The organism is Allostella sp., assembly GCF_041913585.1.
Taxonomy (GTDB): Bacteria; Pseudomonadota; Alphaproteobacteria; order ATCC43930; family Allostellaceae; genus Allostella.
Window position 1 is genome coordinate 22,579 of record NZ_JAYSFE010000032.1, and the last position, 16,580, is coordinate 39,158.

The 16,580-nt window shown below is 73.2% G+C and carries 16 protein-coding genes, 1 tRNA gene and 2 pseudogenes; 13 read left to right on the forward strand and 6 right to left on the reverse strand.

Annotated elements, in window-relative coordinates; genetic code table 11:
* Positions 1-6 precede the first annotated feature (6 nt).
* The 8 genes from hscB to ACE3Q3_RS08565 all read left to right on the forward strand — a co-directional run bounded on the left by hscB (position 7) and on the right by ACE3Q3_RS08565 (position 6,297).
* Entirely contained in the window at positions 7-642 is a 636-nt protein-coding gene (hscB, locus tag ACE3Q3_RS08530; protein ID WP_374444512.1) for a Fe-S protein assembly co-chaperone HscB, read from the forward strand.
* Positions 642-2,513 (forward strand): Fe-S protein assembly chaperone HscA, encoded by a 1,872-nt coding sequence (gene hscA, locus ACE3Q3_RS08535; protein ID WP_374444515.1) that lies wholly within the window; start codon positions 642-644, stop codon positions 2,511-2,513. The genes hscB and hscA overlap by 1 nt, the downstream gene beginning before the upstream one ends.
* Before the next feature lie 41 nt (positions 2,514-2,554).
* Positions 2,555-2,893 carry a ferredoxin family 2Fe-2S iron-sulfur cluster binding protein gene (locus ACE3Q3_RS08540; protein ID WP_374444517.1) on the forward strand — a complete coding sequence of 113 codons (339 nt, stop codon included), beginning with the start codon at positions 2,555-2,557 and terminating at the stop codon, positions 2,891-2,893.
* 9 nt (positions 2,894-2,902) lie between these two features.
* A complete protein-coding gene (iscX, locus tag ACE3Q3_RS08545; RefSeq protein WP_374444518.1) occupies positions 2,903-3,109 on the forward strand; it encodes a Fe-S cluster assembly protein IscX in 207 nt (68 codons plus the stop codon).
* A gap of 7 nt (positions 3,110-3,116) precedes the next feature.
* Entirely contained in the window at positions 3,117-3,809 is a 693-nt protein-coding gene (gene tenA, locus ACE3Q3_RS08550; RefSeq protein ID WP_374444521.1) for a thiaminase II, read from the forward strand.
* 5 nt (positions 3,810-3,814) lie between these two features.
* Entirely contained in the window at positions 3,815-4,942 is a 1,128-nt protein-coding gene (gene mnmA / locus ACE3Q3_RS08555) for a tRNA 2-thiouridine(34) synthase MnmA (RefSeq protein ID WP_374444547.1), read from the forward strand.
* Positions 4,943-4,985: 43 nt separating this feature from the next.
* A tRNA-Met gene (locus ACE3Q3_RS08560) sits at positions 4,986-5,060 on the forward strand.
* 271 nt (positions 5,061-5,331) lie between these two features.
* A complete protein-coding gene (locus ACE3Q3_RS08565) occupies positions 5,332-6,297 on the forward strand; it encodes a hypothetical protein (protein WP_374444524.1) in 966 nt (321 codons plus the stop codon).
* 15 nt (positions 6,298-6,312) lie between these two features.
* Here the strand turns inward: ACE3Q3_RS08565 and ACE3Q3_RS08570 are convergent.
* The 6 genes and pseudogenes from ACE3Q3_RS08570 to ACE3Q3_RS08595 form a co-directional block, all read right to left on the reverse strand.
* Positions 6,313-6,933 (reverse strand): annotated as a pseudogene (locus ACE3Q3_RS08570) (glycosyltransferase family 39 protein); the annotation flags it as partial.
* A gap of 25 nt (positions 6,934-6,958) precedes the next feature.
* Positions 6,959-10,663, reverse strand: a complete 3,705-nt coding sequence (locus ACE3Q3_RS08575; protein ID WP_374444526.1) for a PAS domain S-box protein — start codon at positions 10,661-10,663, stop codon at positions 6,959-6,961.
* 148 nt (positions 10,664-10,811) lie between these two features.
* Complete coding sequence (locus ACE3Q3_RS08580; protein ID WP_374444528.1) at positions 10,812-11,438, reverse strand: 2-dehydro-3-deoxy-6-phosphogalactonate aldolase; 627 nt, start codon at positions 11,436-11,438, stop codon at positions 10,812-10,814.
* A gap of 50 nt (positions 11,439-11,488) precedes the next feature.
* The gene (locus ACE3Q3_RS08585; RefSeq protein WP_374444529.1) at positions 11,489-12,400 is read right to left on the reverse strand and encodes a 2-dehydro-3-deoxygalactonokinase; all 912 of its coding nucleotides are present in this window, start codon (positions 12,398-12,400) and stop codon (positions 11,489-11,491) included.
* 52 nt (positions 12,401-12,452) lie between these two features.
* Entirely contained in the window at positions 12,453-12,836 is a 384-nt protein-coding gene (locus ACE3Q3_RS08590) for a hypothetical protein (protein ID WP_374444532.1), read from the reverse strand.
* 100 nt (positions 12,837-12,936) lie between these two features.
* Positions 12,937-13,557, reverse strand: coding sequence for a glutathione S-transferase family protein (locus tag ACE3Q3_RS08595; RefSeq protein WP_374444533.1), 621 nt, complete (start codon positions 13,555-13,557; stop codon positions 12,937-12,939).
* Positions 13,558-13,623: 66 nt separating this feature from the next.
* Here ACE3Q3_RS08595 and ACE3Q3_RS08600 point away from each other — a divergent pair, with 66 nt between their 5' ends.
* The 5 genes and pseudogenes from ACE3Q3_RS08600 to hisG all read left to right on the forward strand — a co-directional run.
* On the forward strand, positions 13,624-13,788 hold the full coding sequence (locus ACE3Q3_RS08600; protein ID WP_374444536.1) for a hypothetical protein: 165 nt from the start codon (positions 13,624-13,626) through the stop codon (positions 13,786-13,788).
* A gap of 35 nt (positions 13,789-13,823) precedes the next feature.
* On the forward strand, positions 13,824-14,375 hold the full coding sequence (gene dcd / locus ACE3Q3_RS08605; protein WP_374444539.1) for a dCTP deaminase: 552 nt from the start codon (positions 13,824-13,826) through the stop codon (positions 14,373-14,375).
* 167 nt (positions 14,376-14,542) lie between these two features.
* Positions 14,543-15,829, forward strand: coding sequence for a UDP-N-acetylglucosamine 1-carboxyvinyltransferase (gene murA / locus ACE3Q3_RS08610; RefSeq protein ID WP_374444542.1), 1,287 nt, complete (start codon positions 14,543-14,545; stop codon positions 15,827-15,829).
* Positions 15,830-15,881: 52 nt separating this feature from the next.
* Positions 15,882-16,310, forward strand: a complete 429-nt coding sequence (locus ACE3Q3_RS08615; protein WP_374444544.1) for a DUF2948 family protein — start codon at positions 15,882-15,884, stop codon at positions 16,308-16,310.
* A 55-nt stretch (positions 16,311-16,365) separates the two neighbouring features.
* Positions 16,366-16,580 (forward strand): annotated as a pseudogene (gene hisG / locus ACE3Q3_RS08620) (ATP phosphoribosyltransferase); the annotation flags it as partial.

The window sequence follows — 16,580 nt, forward strand, 5'->3', positions numbered from 1 at the left end:
ATCCTCATGGCGACACCTTCGACCGACAGCGCGCCCGGCGGCGCCCCCTCCATCCAGCCATGCTGGTCCTGCCGCGGGCCGGTCCGGGGGGATGCCGCCTTCTGCGCGACCTGCGGCCAGGTGCAGCCGCCGGGGCAGGAGGACCATTTCGCCCGCCTCGGCCTGGAGCGGCGCTTCGATCTCGACGCGGCGGCCGTCGACCGCGCCTATTTCGCCCGCCAGCGTCAGGTCCATCCCGACCGCTTCGCGCGCCGCTCGGCGCGCGAGGCGGCGCTGGCCGAGAGCCGCTCGGTGTCGCTGAACGGGGCCTACCAGACGCTGCGCGACCCGCTGCGCCGCGCCGCCTATCTCCTGGAACTGGCGGGACACCCGATCGCCGGCGACGGCGCGACCATCGCCGACCCCGAACTGCTGGCCGAAGTGATGGAGCGGCGCGAGGCGCTGTCGGAGGCGGAGACGCCGGCCGCCGTCGCCGCCGTCGCCGCCGAAGCGGCCCGCGAGCGCGCCGCCGCCGAGACGGCGCTCGGCGTCGCCTTCGCCGCCGGCGACTATCCGGCCGCGCGCCGCCACGCAACGCGCCTGCGCTATCTGGCCCGCCTCGCCGACGAGGCACGGCGGCGCGGCACCGTGCGGGCCGCCTGATGCTGCTGCAGATCCACGAGCCGGGCGAATCGCCGCTGCCGCACGAGACCCGCGGGGCGGCGATCGGCATCGACCTCGGCACCACCAACTCCGTCGTCGCGGTGGCGACCGACGGCCGGCCGGAGGTGCTGCGCGACGCCGGCGGCCGCGGCCTCGTGCCCTCGGTCGTCGCCTATCCGGCCGAGGGCGAGCCCGTGGTCGGCGAGGAGGCCCGCCGGCTGCTGCTCGACGAGCCGGACCGCGTCGTCTCCTCGATCAAGCGGCTGATGGGCCGCGGCGCGGAGGACGTGCAGACCCTGGGCGGCACGCTGCCCTACCGCCTCGCGCCGGATGCCGGCGCGGGCGGCATGGTCCATCTCGACGTCGGCGGTCGCCGGCTCTCGCCGGTCGAGATCTCGGCCGACATCCTGCGGGCGCTGAAGGCGCGGGCCGAGGCGGCGCTCGGCCGCCCGGTCGACCGCGCCGTCGTGACGGTTCCCGCCTACTTCGACGACGCCGCGCGCACCGCCACCCGCGACGCCGCGCGCGTCGCCGGGCTCGAGGTCCTGCGCCTCGTCAACGAGCCGACCGCGGCCGCGCTCGCCTACGGCCTCGACCGCGGGGCGGAGGGGCTCTATGCCGTCTACGACCTCGGCGGCGGCACCTTCGACCTCTCCATCCTGCGGCTCGAGCGCGGCGTCTTCCAGGTCCTGGCGACGGGCGGCGACGCCGCACTCGGCGGCGACGATTTCGACCATGCCGTGGCCGAGCATTTCCTGGCCCGCAGCGGCGCCGCGCAGCCGACCGCGGCCGAGGCGAAGCTGGCGCTGGCGACCGCGCGCCTCGCCAAGGAGTGCTTGACCGGCCAGGCGGCCGGCGAGTGGCGCGTCGAACTCGGCGGGCGGTTCCACGCAGTGCCGCTCGACCGGGCGACGCTGGAGCGCCTCATCCGGCCGCTGGTCGCGCGCACCACCGCCATCTGCCGCGAGGTGATGGCGGAGGCCGCGATCGATCCCGGCGCGATCGCCGGGGTGGTCCTGGTCGGCGGCTCGACGCGGGTGCCGCTGGTCCGCCGCGAGGTCGCGACCGCCTTCGGCCGCGAGCCGCTGGCCGACATCGACCCGGACGAGGTGGTGGCGCTGGGCGCCGCGCTCCAGGCCGAGGCGCTGACCGTCGGCTCCGACACGCTGCTCCTCGACGTCACGCCGCTGTCGCTCGGCATCGAGACCATGGGCGGCATCGTCGAGAAGGTGATCCCGCGCAACACGCCGATCCCGGTCTCCCGCGCCCAGGAGTTCACGACCTACCAGGACGGCCAGGACGGGATGCTGTTCCACGTCGTCCAGGGCGAGCGCGAGACGGTCGACGAATGCCGCTCGCTGGCCCGCTTCGAGCTGACCGGCATCCCGCCGATGACGGCCGGCGCGGCGCGGGTGCTGGTGACCTTCGCGGTCGATGCCGACGGGCTCCTCACCGTCGCGGCCGAGGAGCGGACGACCGGCGTCCGCCAGCATGTCGAGGTCCGTCCCTCCTACGGCCTGGCCGACGAGGAACTGATGCGGATGCTGCGCGAGAGCATGGAGCACGGGGCGGGCGACATGCAGCGCCGCCTCCTGATCGAGGCGCGGGTCGAGGCCCGCCGGGTGCTGCTGGCGCTCGCCGCCGCCCGCGCTGCCGACCCCGACCTGCTGCCGCCCGACGAGGCGCGGGCGGTCGCGGCACAGACGGCCATGCTGGAATCCCTCTTGCCCGGCGACGACCGGGACGCCATCAACGGTGCGGTCGAGGAACTGGAGCGGTGCTCGCAGCCCTTCGCCCAGCGCCGCATGGACAAGGCCATCCGCCAGGCGCTGGCCGGGCGGTCGATCGACGACGTGGCGGCCGAGGCCTGAGGGGGCCGCCGCCGGAACCTGCCAATCATGGAACGAACGCGATGCCCAAGATGACCTTCGTCGAGACCGATGGAACCGCGCGTGAAGTCGATGCGCCGGTCGGCCTGTCGGTGCTCGAGATCGCCCACCGCAACAACATCGACCTCGAGGGCGCCTGCGAGGGCTCGCTCGCGTGCTCGACCTGCCACGTCATCGTCGATCCGGAATGGTTCGAACTGCTGCAGGAGCCGACCGAGGACGAGGAGGACATGCTCGACCTCGCCTTCGGGCTGACCCACACCTCGCGGCTCGGCTGCCAGATCATCATGCGCGACGAGCTCGACGGGCTGAAGGTGAAGCTGCCGTCGGCGACCCGCAACATGATGGTCGACAAGCGCTGAGCCGCCGCCATGCCGCGCGCGCTGCGCTGGACCGACGCGACCGAGATCGCGATCGCGCTGGAGGAGGCCCATCCCGACGCCGACGTGGTGAACCTGCGCTTCACCGACCTGTGGCGCTGGGTGCAGGAGCTGCCCGATTTCGCCGACGATCCCCAGAAATCGAACGAGCGCATCCTGGAGGCGATCCAGATGGCCTGGCTCGACGAGCGGAGCTGAGCGCGCCATGAGCGGCATCGTGCTCGGGCCCGAGGGTGGGCTCTTCCGGCGGCTGCGCCATTCCTGCCTCGACGACTGGCAGCGCTACACGCGCCACGAGTTCGTGGCCCAGCTCGCCGCCGGCACCCTGCCGGAGGAGTCCTTCCGCCACTACCTGATCCAGGACTACCTATTCCTGATCCAGTTCGCCCGCGCCTATGCGCTGGCGGCCTACAAGGCGGACGACGTCGCCGACATCCGCCAGGCGGCGCGGTCGCTGTCGACGATCGTCGACGGCGAGACCAGCCTGCACGTGCGCTTCTGCGCCCGCTGGGGCATCCCCGAGGCCGACATCCTGTCGGCGCCCGAGGCGACGGCGACCATGGCCTACACTCGCTACGTGCTGGAGCGGGGGATGGCGGGCGACCTGCTCGACCTCCTGGTCGCGCTCGCCCCCTGCGTCGTCGGCTATGCCGAGATCGCCCAGAACCTGATGGCGCATCCGGCGACGCGGGTCGACGGCAACCCCTACCGCGAGTGGCTGGAGATGTATTCCGGCAGCGAGTACGGCGCGGTCGCCGCCGGGGCGGCGGAAGCGCTCGACCGCCACTTCGCCCGGCGTGGCTCGGAAGGGCGCCTGCCGGCGCTGGAGACGACGTTCCGGGCGGCGACGCGGCTCGAGGGGCAGTTCTGGCAGATGGGCCTCGAACGCGCCATGTGATGGCGATGATCGATCTCGGCATCCCCAAGCCGCGCGCGGCGACCCGCGTCGTCGTCGCCATGTCGGGCGGCGTCGACAGTTCGGTCACGGCCGGCCTGCTGAAGGAGGCGGGCTACGAGCCGGTCGGCGTGACGCTGCAGCTCTACGACCACGGGCAGGCGGTGGCGAAGCCGGGCGCCTGCTGCGCCGGCCAGGACATCCGCGACGCCAGGCGGGTCGCCGATGGGCTCGGCATCGCCCACTACGTCCTCGACTTCGAGGAGCGGTTCCGCCGCGCCGTGATCGATGACTTCGCCGATTCCTACCTCGCCGGCGAGACGCCGATCCCGTGCGTGCGCTGCAACCAGCGGGTCAAGTTCCGCGACCTGCTCGACGTCGCCCGCGACCTCGGCGCCGACGCGTTGGCGACCGGCCACTATGTCCGGCGCAGCGTCGGGCCCGACGGGCCGGAACTGCGCGCGGGCGCCGACCCGGGGCGCGACCAGAGCTACTTCCTGTTCGCGACGACGCCGGCGCAGCTCGACTTCCTGCGCTTCCCCTTGGGGGAGATGGAGAAGGAGGAGACGCGCGCCCACGCCCAGCGCCTCGGCCTGCCGGTCGCCGCCAAGCCCGACAGCCAGGACATCTGCTTCGTGCCGAGCGGGCGCTACGCCCAGGTCGTCGAGCGGCTGCGGCCGGGGGCGGTCGAGCCGGGCGAGATCGTCCATGTCGACGGCACGGTGCTGGGCCGCCACGACGGCATCATCGGCTACACCGTCGGCCAGCGCCGCGGACTCGGCATCGGCGGGCGCGGCGACGCCGACGAGCCGCTCTACGTCGTCCGCCTCGACGCCGCCCGCCATCGCGTCGTCGTCGGGCCGCGCGACGCGCTCGCCGTCGACCGGGTCCGGGTGCGGGAGGCGTGCTGGCTGGTGCCGCTCGCGGGCCGGGACCAGCGGGTCGGCGTCAAGCTGCGCTCGGCCCAGCCGGCGGTGCCGGCGACGGTCCGGGCGACCGGCGCGGACAGTGCCGAGATCGACCTCGACACGCCCGTTCACGGCGTCGCGCCGGGCCAGGCGGCCGTCTGCTACGACGGCGACCGGGTGCTCGGCGGCGGCTGGATTTCCGCCACGGGACGGGCTGCGATTTCTTGACACCGGGCGGCCCCAGACCCTATATCCCGCGTCCGACCGCGGCGGCGGAGTAGCTCAGCGGTAGAGCAGGGGAATCATAATCCCTTGGTCGGCGGTTCAAATCCGTCCTCCGCTACCAGCGATCCCCAATTCGATCGCCCGAACGGCGGCACATTCGCGGATGTGCCGCCGTTCGCGCGTCCGGGGCTGCCCTCCGTTCCGCCCGGCCCCAGCTGGTAGAGCCGGAGGCCCGCGAGGTAGGCGCGGCGGCGGGCGGTCGCCTCGTCGGCGGCTTCGGGCAGGCGCGGGCGCCACAGCTCCGGCGCGATCTCGCGGCCGTTGGCCCGCACCCAGTCGATCACCGGCGCCCGCGGGCCCTCGGGCGGCCTCAGGGTCCCGGCGACCAGGACGTGGCGGATTTCGCCCGCCGCCACGCGCCGGCGGAAGGCGTCGAGGCCGATCGCCGGCGTCACGCCGGTGAAGCCGCCCAGCAGCATCACCGGCCGGCCGGTCCGCACGACGAGCGACGCCGCCTCGACGACGCTGGTGGTGGCGAGGAGGAACCGACGGTCGCCGGCCTGGCGGTCGAGGAAGGCGACGAGGCGGTCCCGGTTCGGCAGGCGTCGCTCCGCGCGCTCCGGGCGGGCCGGGTCGACGAGCGGGAAGCGGGCGCTCGGATAGGTGACGCTCCCCGGCGCCAGCATCGGCCCGAGCGACCACAGGAACGGCGCGACCAGGAGACCCGCGACGCCGGCGGCGACGGCGGCGCGTGCGCGGCGGCGGAGGGCCAGCGCGATCGCGATCGCGGCCATGGCGACCGGTGCGGCGGCGACCCAGGGTCCCCAGGCGCCGGCCGCGACCCAGGCGAGGACGGCCTGCGATGCGGCCGCGACCGCGAGCACCGCCGCCCATGCGCGCGGGGCGGCCGTGAGCCGGACGACGGCGACGGCCGCGCCGGCCGCGATCGGCGGTGCCAGGACGGCGAGGTAGTAGGGCAGGAAGATGCCGCCCGCAGCGGAGAAGACGCCGACGCATGCGGCGGCCCAGCCGCCCCACAGCAGCCGGGCCCGCCAGTCGCCCATCAGGACGAGGCCCGCCAGCGTCAGCACCGCGAGCCAGCCGACCTGGCTCGCCAGCGCCGGCGCCGCCAGCCTTCCGGCGGCGGGCGCGGACGCCGCGGTGGCGGTCGTCCGGCCGTCGGTGCCGAGCCAGGAGGGGCGGACGAAGCGATCGACGGCGTTGTGGCCGATCGCGAGTTCGATCGCCGAGTTGGTCGCGGTGCTGTCGACATAGGGGCGCCGCTCCTTCGGCGTCAGGTCGACGGCGAAGGGCCAGGCGAGGGCGACGGCGGCCAGCACGGCCGCGGCCGCCGCTAGGTGCCCGATGCGCCGCGCCCAGGTCGCCGGCGCGGTCAGGAGGTAGAGCGCGACGAAGGCGGGCAGCACCAGCAACGCCGCCGCCATCTTCACCCAGAAGGCGAGGCCGAGGAGGACGGCCGAGAGCAGCAGCAGGCGCAGGCTCGCGCGCTCCGCCGCCAGCACCAGCGGCCAGGCGGCGGCGAGCTGCGCCAGCACCAGGCAGGCGTCGGTGTTGTTCGACCGGTCGACGGCGACGCTGATCGGCGTCAGGGCGAGGAAGAGGGCGGCCAGGAGCCCCGCCGGCCGGCCGAAGCGGCGTGCGACCAGATAGTGCAGCAGCGCCACCGCGGCCACCCCCTCCAGCACCTGCGGCAGGTGGAGCGCCAGCCCGCCATAGCCGAGCAGGCGGACGCTCGCCACCTGCGCCCAGAAGGCGAGCGGCGGCTTGTCGATGGCGAGGAAACCGGCGGGGTCGAAGGCAGCGAAGAAGAAATTGTGCCCGCCGGCGGCCATGCTGCGCACGGCGGCGGCGTAGTAGAGCGTGCCGAAGCCGTTCTGGTCGAGGAACGCCAGCCGGAGGGCGGCGGCGATCAGCAGCACGCCCGACAGGGCCAGTGCCGGACGGGGGTCCCATGGCCGGACGGCGCCTGGCATCGGTCCGGCCCGCTCGCGGCGGCGTCTAGTGCGGTCGGCGCCCGGCCGTCCCGCCGAACAGCTCGTCGAGCGGCTGCGGCGTGCCGAGATAGTAGCCCTGGGCCATGTCGACGCCGATGCGGCGGACCTCCTCCAGCGTCGCCTCGTCCTCGACGCATTCGGCGACCGTGGTGATGCCGAGCGCATGGCCGACGTCGTTGATCGATTCGACGATGCGCCGATCGACGGTGCTGGTCCGCAGGGTGCGGACGAAGGCACCGTCGATCTTCATGTGGTCGACCTCGAACTGCTTGAGGTAGGCGAAGGACGAGAGGCCGCTGCCGAAATCGTCGAGGACGACGCGGGCGCCCGCCGCCCGGATCGCCGTCACGAACTGCGAGGCGATGGCGAAGTTGTTGATGATCGCGGTCTCGGTGATCTCGAAATGGAGCCGGTCGGCGGCGATGCCCGAGCTGCGGATCTCCTCGAGGACGAACGGCCAGAGCAGCGGGTCGCTCAGCGAGTTGGCCGACAGGTTGATGGCGAGCGACACTTCCGGATGCGCGATCATGCCCTCCCGGTGCTCGCGCAGGATGGCGGAGATCACCCAGCGGTCGATCGAGCCCATCAGGTCGTAGCGCTCGGCGGCGGGGATGAAGGCGGCGGGACTGGTCAGTTCGCCATTCTCGTCCATCAGCCGCAGCAGGATCTCGTAGTGCCGATGCTTGCCGGCTCCCGGCCGCAGGTCGCGGATTTCCTGGGCGTAGAGGCGGAACCGGTTGGCCTCGATGGCGGAGCGGATGCCGGACGCGACCTGGATGTCGCGGTGGTAGCGCTCGGCGTCGCCTTCGCCCGCGACATAGACCGACAGCCGGTTGCGGCCGCCGGCCTTGGCGGCGTAGCAGGCGACGTCGGCCTCCTTCAGCAGGTCCTCGTAGGAGCGCGAGCGGTCGCTGATCTCGGTCATGCCGATGCTGGCGCCGACGTCGTAGCTGCGGCCCTCCCACGGGAACCGCACCGTCTTCACCGCCTCGATGACGCGCTGGGCGATGGTCTGCCCCTCGTCGACGCCGCAGTCGCGCAGCAGGATGCCGAACTCGTCGCCGCCGAGGCGCGCGACCACGTCGTTCGGCCGCACCATCGCCTTGATGGTGCGGGCGACCAGCCGCAGCAGGGTGTCGCCGGCGGCATGGCCGGCGCTGTCGTTCACGACCTTGAAGCGGTCGAGGTCGAGGAAGCACAGCGTCGCGCGTTCGCTGCCCGCGACCTTGCGACGGGCCTCCTGGAGCGCCAGCTCGAAGGCCGACCGGTTCGGCAGCCCGGTCAGTGCGTCGTGGAGCGCCGAGTGGGTGAGCTGCTTCTGCAGCTCGTGGGCGCGGGTGATGTCCTGGAAGACCAGCACTGCGCCGATGATCTCGCCCGAGGCGGTCCTGACCGGAGCCGCCGAATCCTGCACGTTCATGCGGCTGCCGTCGCGGCTGACCAGCACCGCCCCGTCCTGCAGGTAGAACGGCCGCATGTGGCGCAGGCACTCCTCGACCGGGCTGGCGACCGGCTCGCCCGTGTGCTCGTCGACGAGGCGGAACACCTCGTCCAGCGGTCGCCGGTCGGCCTCGCCCATCGGCCAGCCGGTCATCTGCTCGGCGATCGGGTTCATGAAGGTGACGCGCGAGGCGGCGTCGGTGCAGATGACCGCATCGCCGATCGAGTAGAGGGTGATGCGCAGCCGCTCCTTCTCCTCGAACAGCGCTTCGGTCAGCCGGCGCTGGTCCGTCACGTCGCGGTGGGTGCCGATGAGACGAAGGCTGCGGCCGTCGCGCTCCGGCGCGATGCGTCCGAGGATGCCGAGATGGCGGGTCGAACCGTCCGGCCGCAGGATGCGGAACTCGGTGTCGAACTCCTCTTCGCGGGCCAGCGCCTGATCGAGCTCGCGCCGCACGCGCGGCAGGTCGTCGGGATGCAGGCAGCGTTCCCAGTCGGCGCGGGTGGCGCCGAAGGTGGCGGGATCGGTGCCGTAGATCGCGTGCATGCGCTGGTCCCAGGCGACGGCGCCCGACCGCACGTCCAGCTCCCAGATGCCCAGTCCCGCCGCCTCGACGGCGAGCTGGGTGCGCTCGGCGAGCCGCTGGAATGCCGCCTCGGCCTGTTTGCGCGGGGTGATGTCGGTGTGGGTGCCGATCATGCGCCGCGCCCGGCCGTCGGCCGCCCGTTCGATGACCCGGCCGCGGTCATGGACCCAGATCCAGTGGCCGTCGGCGTGGCGCAGCCGGTACTCCGCCTCGCGCACCGAGATCTCGCCGGTCCGGCAGCGCCGGTCGAGATCGAGGACGCGGGCCCGGTCGTCCGGGTGGATCAGATCTTCCCAGGCGTGGATGTCGGTTCCGATCCCGTCGGGGTCGAGGCCCAGCATCGCTTTCCAGGTCGGCGAGTGATAGGCGGTCCCGGCCTCGAGGTCGTGGTCCCAGACGCCCTGGCCGGCGCTTTCCAGCGCGAAATGCCATCGGCTCTCGCTGACGCGCAGACGCTCCTCGCCGCGGCGGCGGTCGTCGATGTCCTCGATCTGGGCGATGAAGTGCCGCGGCTCGCCGCTCGCCTCGTCCTGGACGAGCGAGAGCGCCAGCAGCGCCCAGAACGCCGTGCCGTCGCGCCGCACGCAGCGCACCTCCAGGCGATCGGCCGTGTCCTGCCCCGCGACCAGCGCCGGCAGGCGGGCGAGGACGCGGCCGATGTCGTCCGGGTGCAGGACGTCGCGGAACGAACGCCCGGCCAGCCGGTCCGGATCGTCGCCGAGCAGCCGGCCGACGGCGGCGTTCACCCGAAGGAAGCGCCCGTCGGGCTGGACCAGCGCCATGCCGATTGCCGAATCGTCCATGGCGCGGCGGAACCGGGACTCGCTGGCGATCAGGCCGTCGCGCAGGACGGCGACGGTGAACGGGCCGAGGATCGCCAGCGCGGCCGCCAGCTGCGCCTCGATGGCGAATTCGGCCGGGCCGAACCCGGGCGTGCCGATGGCGACGGCGGCGACGAGCGCGGCCACCGTCAGGGTCGACACGACGGCGGTCCGGAAGGCGTCGAGCCGGACCGCGGCCAGGAGCAGGGGCAACGGGACGAGGACGAACGGGTAGCGGACCTGGGTCAGCGCCACCGCCACGGTCCCCAGGGCCAGGGCGGCGTGCAGCCCGAGCCAGAGCCGGTCGGGATGGCGGGCGGCGCGGGCGATCGCCCGGCGGCTGACGGTGAGGGCGACCGGGAGGACGAGGGCTGCGCCGAGGGCCGACCCGACCCACCAGGAGACGACGCGATCGTCGAAGGGGGTGCCCGTCGCCCAGGCGGCGACGGCGGCGCCCGCCGGTGCGGCCAGACCGGGGGCGACGAGGCCGGCTGCCAGGAGGGCGCCCAGGTTCCGGCGCATGAGCGATGCATCGCCGCCGCCGATGCGGCCGGCCAGCGCGAGCGCGACCCAGACTTCGAAGAGATGGGCGAGGGCGATGCCTGCGGCGACGGCAGGGGCGGCGCCGATGACGAACTGGGCCGCGAAGACCGCTGCGGCGACGGCCGCGAGACCCGCCGGTCGTCGGGCGGCCGGCCAGGACAGCATCGTGCCGACCGCGAGCGCATTGCCCAGCCACGGCGCGACGCCGTTCCCCGGCATCCGGGCGAGGTGCATGCAGGCGAGCGCCAGCAGGAAGCAGGCGCCGCCGAGCAGCGCCAGGGCCGCCCACGCCCGGGCGCCGTGGGCCGGTCGCCGCATCGCCGCGCCCGCGGCTTTCGCCGGACGCCGGCTCGGATCGAGGGTGGACGGCGCAGGATACATGGTCCCGATCGTCTCGGCGCGGGCGCTAGGTCCGCTGCAATCTATAGGAAATGCCGGCTCCCGCCATGGGCGAGTTGGCGGCCGGTCATGCGGCGCCCCATGCGGCCAGCAGGTCTCTCGCCTTGCGGGCGACCGTCTCGGGAGTGTCGCCCGGCCGGTAGAGCGACGAGCCGAGGCCGAAGCCCGCCGCCCCGGCCCGCCGGTAGGCCGCGATGTTGCCGGCCTCGATGCCGCCGACCGGCAGCAGCCGGGTGCCGGGCGGCAGCACCGCCGTCATCGCCTTGACCCCGGTCGGCGTCAGGACCTCGGCCGGGAAGAGCTTGACGGCATCGGCCCCGGCGGCGAGCGCGGCGAAGGTCTCGGTCGGGGTGAAGGCGCCCGGGACGACGGTCATGCGGCGGCGCCGGGCGGCGGCGATCACCGCCGGGTCGCAGTGCGGGCTGACGATCAGCCGCGCGCCGCGGGCATGCACCGCCGCGACCTCGGCCGGGCGGACGACGGTGCCGGCGCCGACCACGGCCTGCTCGGCGAAGGCGGCGGCGAGGCGCCCGATCGAATCGAGCGGCTCGGGCGAGTTGAGCGGGACCTCGATCAGGGTGAATCCCGCCTCGACCAGCGCGCTGCCGATCGCCACCGCCTCCTCGGGCCGGATGCCGCGCAGGATGGCGACGAGCGGGCAGCGGGCGAAGGCGGTTTCGAAGGTCGGCGGCATCGGCTGGCGTTCCTCGTTCCTTGTCGTGGCCCGGCTCCGGGGCGGCCCGGTCAGGCGGCGACGAGCCCGGCGCGCCGGGCGATGGCGAGATGTCCGAGCCGGATGCAGTCGGCCGGGACGGTCTCGGTCGCGATGCCGAGGCCGGCGGCCGCCCGGCGATAGCGGGCGACGAGCGCATCGGCACCGACCAGCACCACGGGTTCGCCATGGTCGAGCGCCGCGAGTTCGCTGCCGATCAGGAGCCCGGACAGGTAGTCGGCGGCCTCGGCTTCGGGCAGTTCGTCCATGAGCCGCAGGGTGCGGGCGCCGAAGATCGCGTGCAGCAGGGGCCGTCCGCGCGATTCGACGACGCCGCGGTCGAATCCGGCCCCGGTTCCCTCGCCCGCCATCATGCGGCCGAGGATCGTGTGCTGGCGCAGGGCGGCGAACGCCTCGCCCGTCATGAAGGTGCGGAAGCCGAGGATGCGGCCGGCGCCGACCTCGACATGCTTGGAGTGGGTGCCGGGCAGCACCAGCCGGCCCTGGTCGCGTCCGAGGGCGGCGAGCGCGCCCACGATCTGGCATTCCTCGCCGCGCATCACCTCCGGCACGCCGTCCTGCCGGGCACTCACGCCCGGCACGAGGCGGGCCTGGCCGAAGCCCGCGAGCGGCAGCGTCACCAGATTGCGGCACAGCTCGTCCAGTCCGGCCGGGCAGGGAACATAGGGCGCCTCGATCCAGCCCTGACGGCTGCCGATCATGCCCGACAGCACCGCCGGCAGCGGGCCGTGCCGGTCGAGCCACGGCCGGCAGGCGGAACCGAGCGTCTCGGCGAAGCGCCGATCGCCGACCGTGAGGATGCCCTGGGGAAGTTCCTGTCGTTCGAGGACGGCCCCGCCGCGCCCCAGCAGATAGGCGCGCAGGGACGACGTTCCCCAGTCGACGGCGATCAGCAGCGGAACCAGATGCCTTCTCCCGGGCACTCCCCCGGGCCGCATCTGACCGCCGCCCGAGCGGCGACGCAACCGCTATCGGCTATGCCACCATCCGGTCGTCGGCCGGCCGGCCGAAGGCCGGGCGTTCCGGGACCGGCGCGGGTGCGAGTTCCACGTCGTCGATCGTGTAGGCGAAGAGGGGAAGCTGGAAGCCGATCGCCAGCATGGGGGAACCGTCCGCCGCGATTCCGACCGGGCGACCGACGACGAGGTGGATCCGGCGCCGCGCGATCCGTGCCACCGCGAGGGCCCGGGCGGCGGTGTTGCGGTCGATGCCGTCGGTCAGGATCCGGATGCGTCCGTCCTCGAAGAGGACCGGATAACACCGGACGGCGGCTGCGGCATCGTCCTCGGCCGCGTCGCCGATCCGGATGTACCGCACGGGTTGCGCCGAAACCGCCGTCTGCGCCGCATCCGTCTGCATCCTCCGCCTCCCGCAATGCCGCTCCACGAGGGCAACCGGGCGGCGGCGCGAAAGTTCCGGGCCGGTCGGGAATATTCCGCCGGCCCGGACGTAGCGGGGCTCAGACGAGCGGGTTCATGACGTGCTCGCGATAGGCCGGGCGCTGACCGAGGCGCTCGTACCAGGCCTTCAGGTTGGGCAGGTCGGGGCGCTCGACCGGGAACTGGAACCAGCGGTAGGTCTGGATGCCGGAGGGAATGTCGGCCAGCGTCAGATGGTCGCCGGCGAGGTAGGGACGGTCCGCGAGCTGGCGGTCGAGGAGCGTCAGCGCATCGGCCGTCCGCTGCCGCGAGGCTTCGATCGCCTTCGGGTCCTGGTCGGGCTTGGGCGTGCGCACGAGCTGCAGGAACATCGGCGTGATCGCCGGTCCGATCACGGTCGCGCCCCAGTCCATCCAGCGGTCGATGTCGGCGCGGGCGCGCAGGTCGGTCGGCCACAGCGCCTCGGCGCCGTGCTTGGCGGCGAGATAGCGCATGATCGCGTGCGACTCCCACAGCACGAACCCGTCGTCGTCGATCGTCGGGACGAGGCCGTTGGGATTGAGGGCGAGATAGGCGGGCTCGCGGTTGCGTCCGAACGGGCCGCCGATATCCTCGCGCTGGTAGGGCAGCCCGATCTCGCTGCAGAGCCAGAGCACCTTCTGGACGTTGGACGAGGTCTTGCGGCCGAGAATCTTCAGCATGGGGGGCGTTCCTCCTGGCGGGGCGGCGATGCTAGCGCCGGCGGGCGACGTATCCAAGGAGTGGCGATGGCGAAGGACGACGAACGGCTGGCGGCGGCGCTGCGCGAGAACCTCCGACGGCGCAAGGCGCAGGGCCGCGCCCGTGCCGCGCAGGAGGCCGGGCCGCCACCGGATGCGGCACCGGCGGACAGCGTGCCGGCCGCGCTTCCCGATCGCCCGGCGATGGACTAGAAGGTCAGACCCGCAACCGGCGCCCCGGATTCGCCATGCCCGTGATGCCCGACACCTGGATCCGCGAGATGGCCGGCAAGGGCATGATCGAGCCCTTCGTCGAGCGCCAGACGCGCGAGGGCGTGATCTCCTACGGGCTCTCGTCCTATGGCTACGACGCCCGGGTGTCGCGGGAATTCAAGATCTTCACCAACGTCGACAACGCCATCGTCGACCCCAAGGACTTCTCGCCGACCAGCTTCGTCGACCGCGAGCTCGACGTCTGCATCGTGCCGCCCAACAGCTTCGCGCTCGCGCGCACGATCGAGTATTTCCGCGTCCCGCGCGACATCCTGGTGGTCTGCCTCGGCAAGTCGACCTATGCCCGCTGCGGCATCATCGTCAACGTCACCCCGCTCGAGCCGGAGTGGGAGGGCCACGTCACGATCGAGATTTCCAACACGACGCCCCTGCCGGCCAGGATCTATGCCGGCGAGGGGATCTGCCAATTCCTCTTCTTCCAGGGGGCGGGCCCGCCCGAGACCTCCTACGCCGACCGCGCCGGCAAATACATGGGGCAGCGCGGGGTCACCCTGCCGCGCCTCTGAAGCGCCTCCGCCGCGACCCCGGCGGCCCCATCCCCGTCCAATCCCCGCCACGAAGGCGGGGTTCATTTTCACGGATGAAGCTCCGATATATGTTCGATTCCGCCGTTCCCGCGCCGTCGATCCTCTGCGATCGCGGCGCCGAACCCGACGCGAGGTTGCAGCCGTCCATGGACAAGATCCGCATCCGCGGCGGGCGCCCGCTGCGCGGCACCCTGCCGATCAGCGGCGCCAAGAACGCGACCCTGCCACTGATGGCGGCCGCCCTGCTGACCGACGGGACGCTGACGCTGTCCGGCGTGCCGCACCTCGCCGACACGGCCACCATGGCGAGCCTGCTCGCCCAGCACGGGGTCTCGGTCGGCATCGACGGGGCGGCCGGTGGCGGCCACACCGGCCGGGTGATGGCGCTGAAGGCGGACCGGATCACCAACACCACCGCGCCCTACGACCTCGTCCGCAAGATGCGGGCCTCGGTCCTGGTGCTGGGGCCGCTGGTCGCCCGCGAGGGGCGGGCCCGGGTGTCGCTGCCGGGCGGCTGCTCGATCGGCACGCGGCCGGTCGACCTTCACCTCAAGGGCCTGGAGCGCCTCGGTGCCAGGGTCGAGCTGACCGGTGGCTACATCGAGGCGACGGCGCCGGGCGGGCTGATCGGGGCGGAGATCGTCTTCCCCTTCGTCTCGGTCGGTGCGACCGAGAACCTGATGATGGCGGCCGCGCTGGCCAAGGGCGAGACCATCCTGGTCAACGCCGCCCGCGAGCCCGAGATCGTCGATCTCGCGCACTGCCTGACCGCCATGGGGGCCGACATCGAAGGGGCCGGCACGGACCGCATCCGCATCCGCGGCCGCGACCGGCTGGGCGGTGCCGCGCACACCGTCATTCCCGACCGCATCGAGACCGGCACCTACATGATGGCGGTCGCCATCACCGACGGCGACGTCGAGCTCGTCGGTGCCCGGCTCGACCTGGTGGCGGCGGTGGCCGACGCCCTGGCGCCGGCCGGGGTCACGGTGCGGCAGACCGAACGCGGCCTCCATGTCCGCCGGACCAACGGGCGGCTGACCGGCATCGACGTGATGACGGAGCCGTTCCCCGGCTTCCCGACCGACCTGCAGGCCCAGCTCATGGCGCTGATGACGACGGCGGGCGGTGCGGCGATGATCACCGAGACGATCTTCGAGAACCGCTTCATGCACGTCCCCGAACTGATGCGCATGGGTGCCAACATCAACGTCCACCAGGCGACGGCGCTGGTCCGCGGCGTGCCGAAGCTGACCGGCGCCCCGGTGATGGCGACCGACCTCCGCGCCTCGGTCTCGCTGGTCCTGGCGGGTCTGGCGGCGGAGGGCGAGACGATCCTCAATCGCGTCTACCACCTCGATCGCGGCTACGAGCGGCTGGAGGAGAAGCTGGCCGCCTGCGGTGCAGAGGTGGAGCGCCTCCGGGATTCGTAGACCGCGCCGGGCCGGCCGGGCGCCGGGGAGGACGAGCGGGGGGAGAAGCGACATGGCGAAGCTCAAGCTGCGCGCCGTCGACGCCGAGGACCTGGCCGTGGTTTCGGCCTGCCTCCAGGACGCGATCGTCGGCATCGCGGACATGACCTGGGACCGGGAGGGGCGTCGCTTCCTGCTGGTGGCGAGCCGCTTCTGCTGGGAGGGCTGCCAGGACCGCGACGGGGCGCCCCTGGAGCGCATCCATTCCGGCGTCTGCATCGACGGGGTGACGGCGGTCCGCCATCGCGGCATCGACCGCTCGCAGCGCGACGCGCTGCTGTCGCTCCTGGCGATGCATCCGGTCGAGGGCGCGATTCATCTCGAGTTCGCCGGCGGCGGCACGATCCGGCTGGAAGCGGACCGCATCCTGTGCCATCTACAGGACCTCGACGAGCCATGGCCCACGCAGTGGCGGCCGTCGCACCCGCTCGAAGACCGTTGAGCGGCCGGCCGGCGATGCCGGCCGGAATGCCCAGTTCCGTTTCAGGGAGCCACCATTGCCCGCGAACGACGTTCTCGTGCTCGCGCTGCCCAAGGGCCGCATCCTCAAGGAGGTGATGCCCCTGGTGCGCCGTGCCGGGATCGAGCCGGAGCCGGCGTTCGACGATCCGGACGACCGCCAGCTCCGCTTCAAGACCAACCGGCCGGAAATCGACATCATCCGCGTCCGCAGCTTCGACGTCGGTGCCTTCGTCGCCTTCGGGGCGGCGCA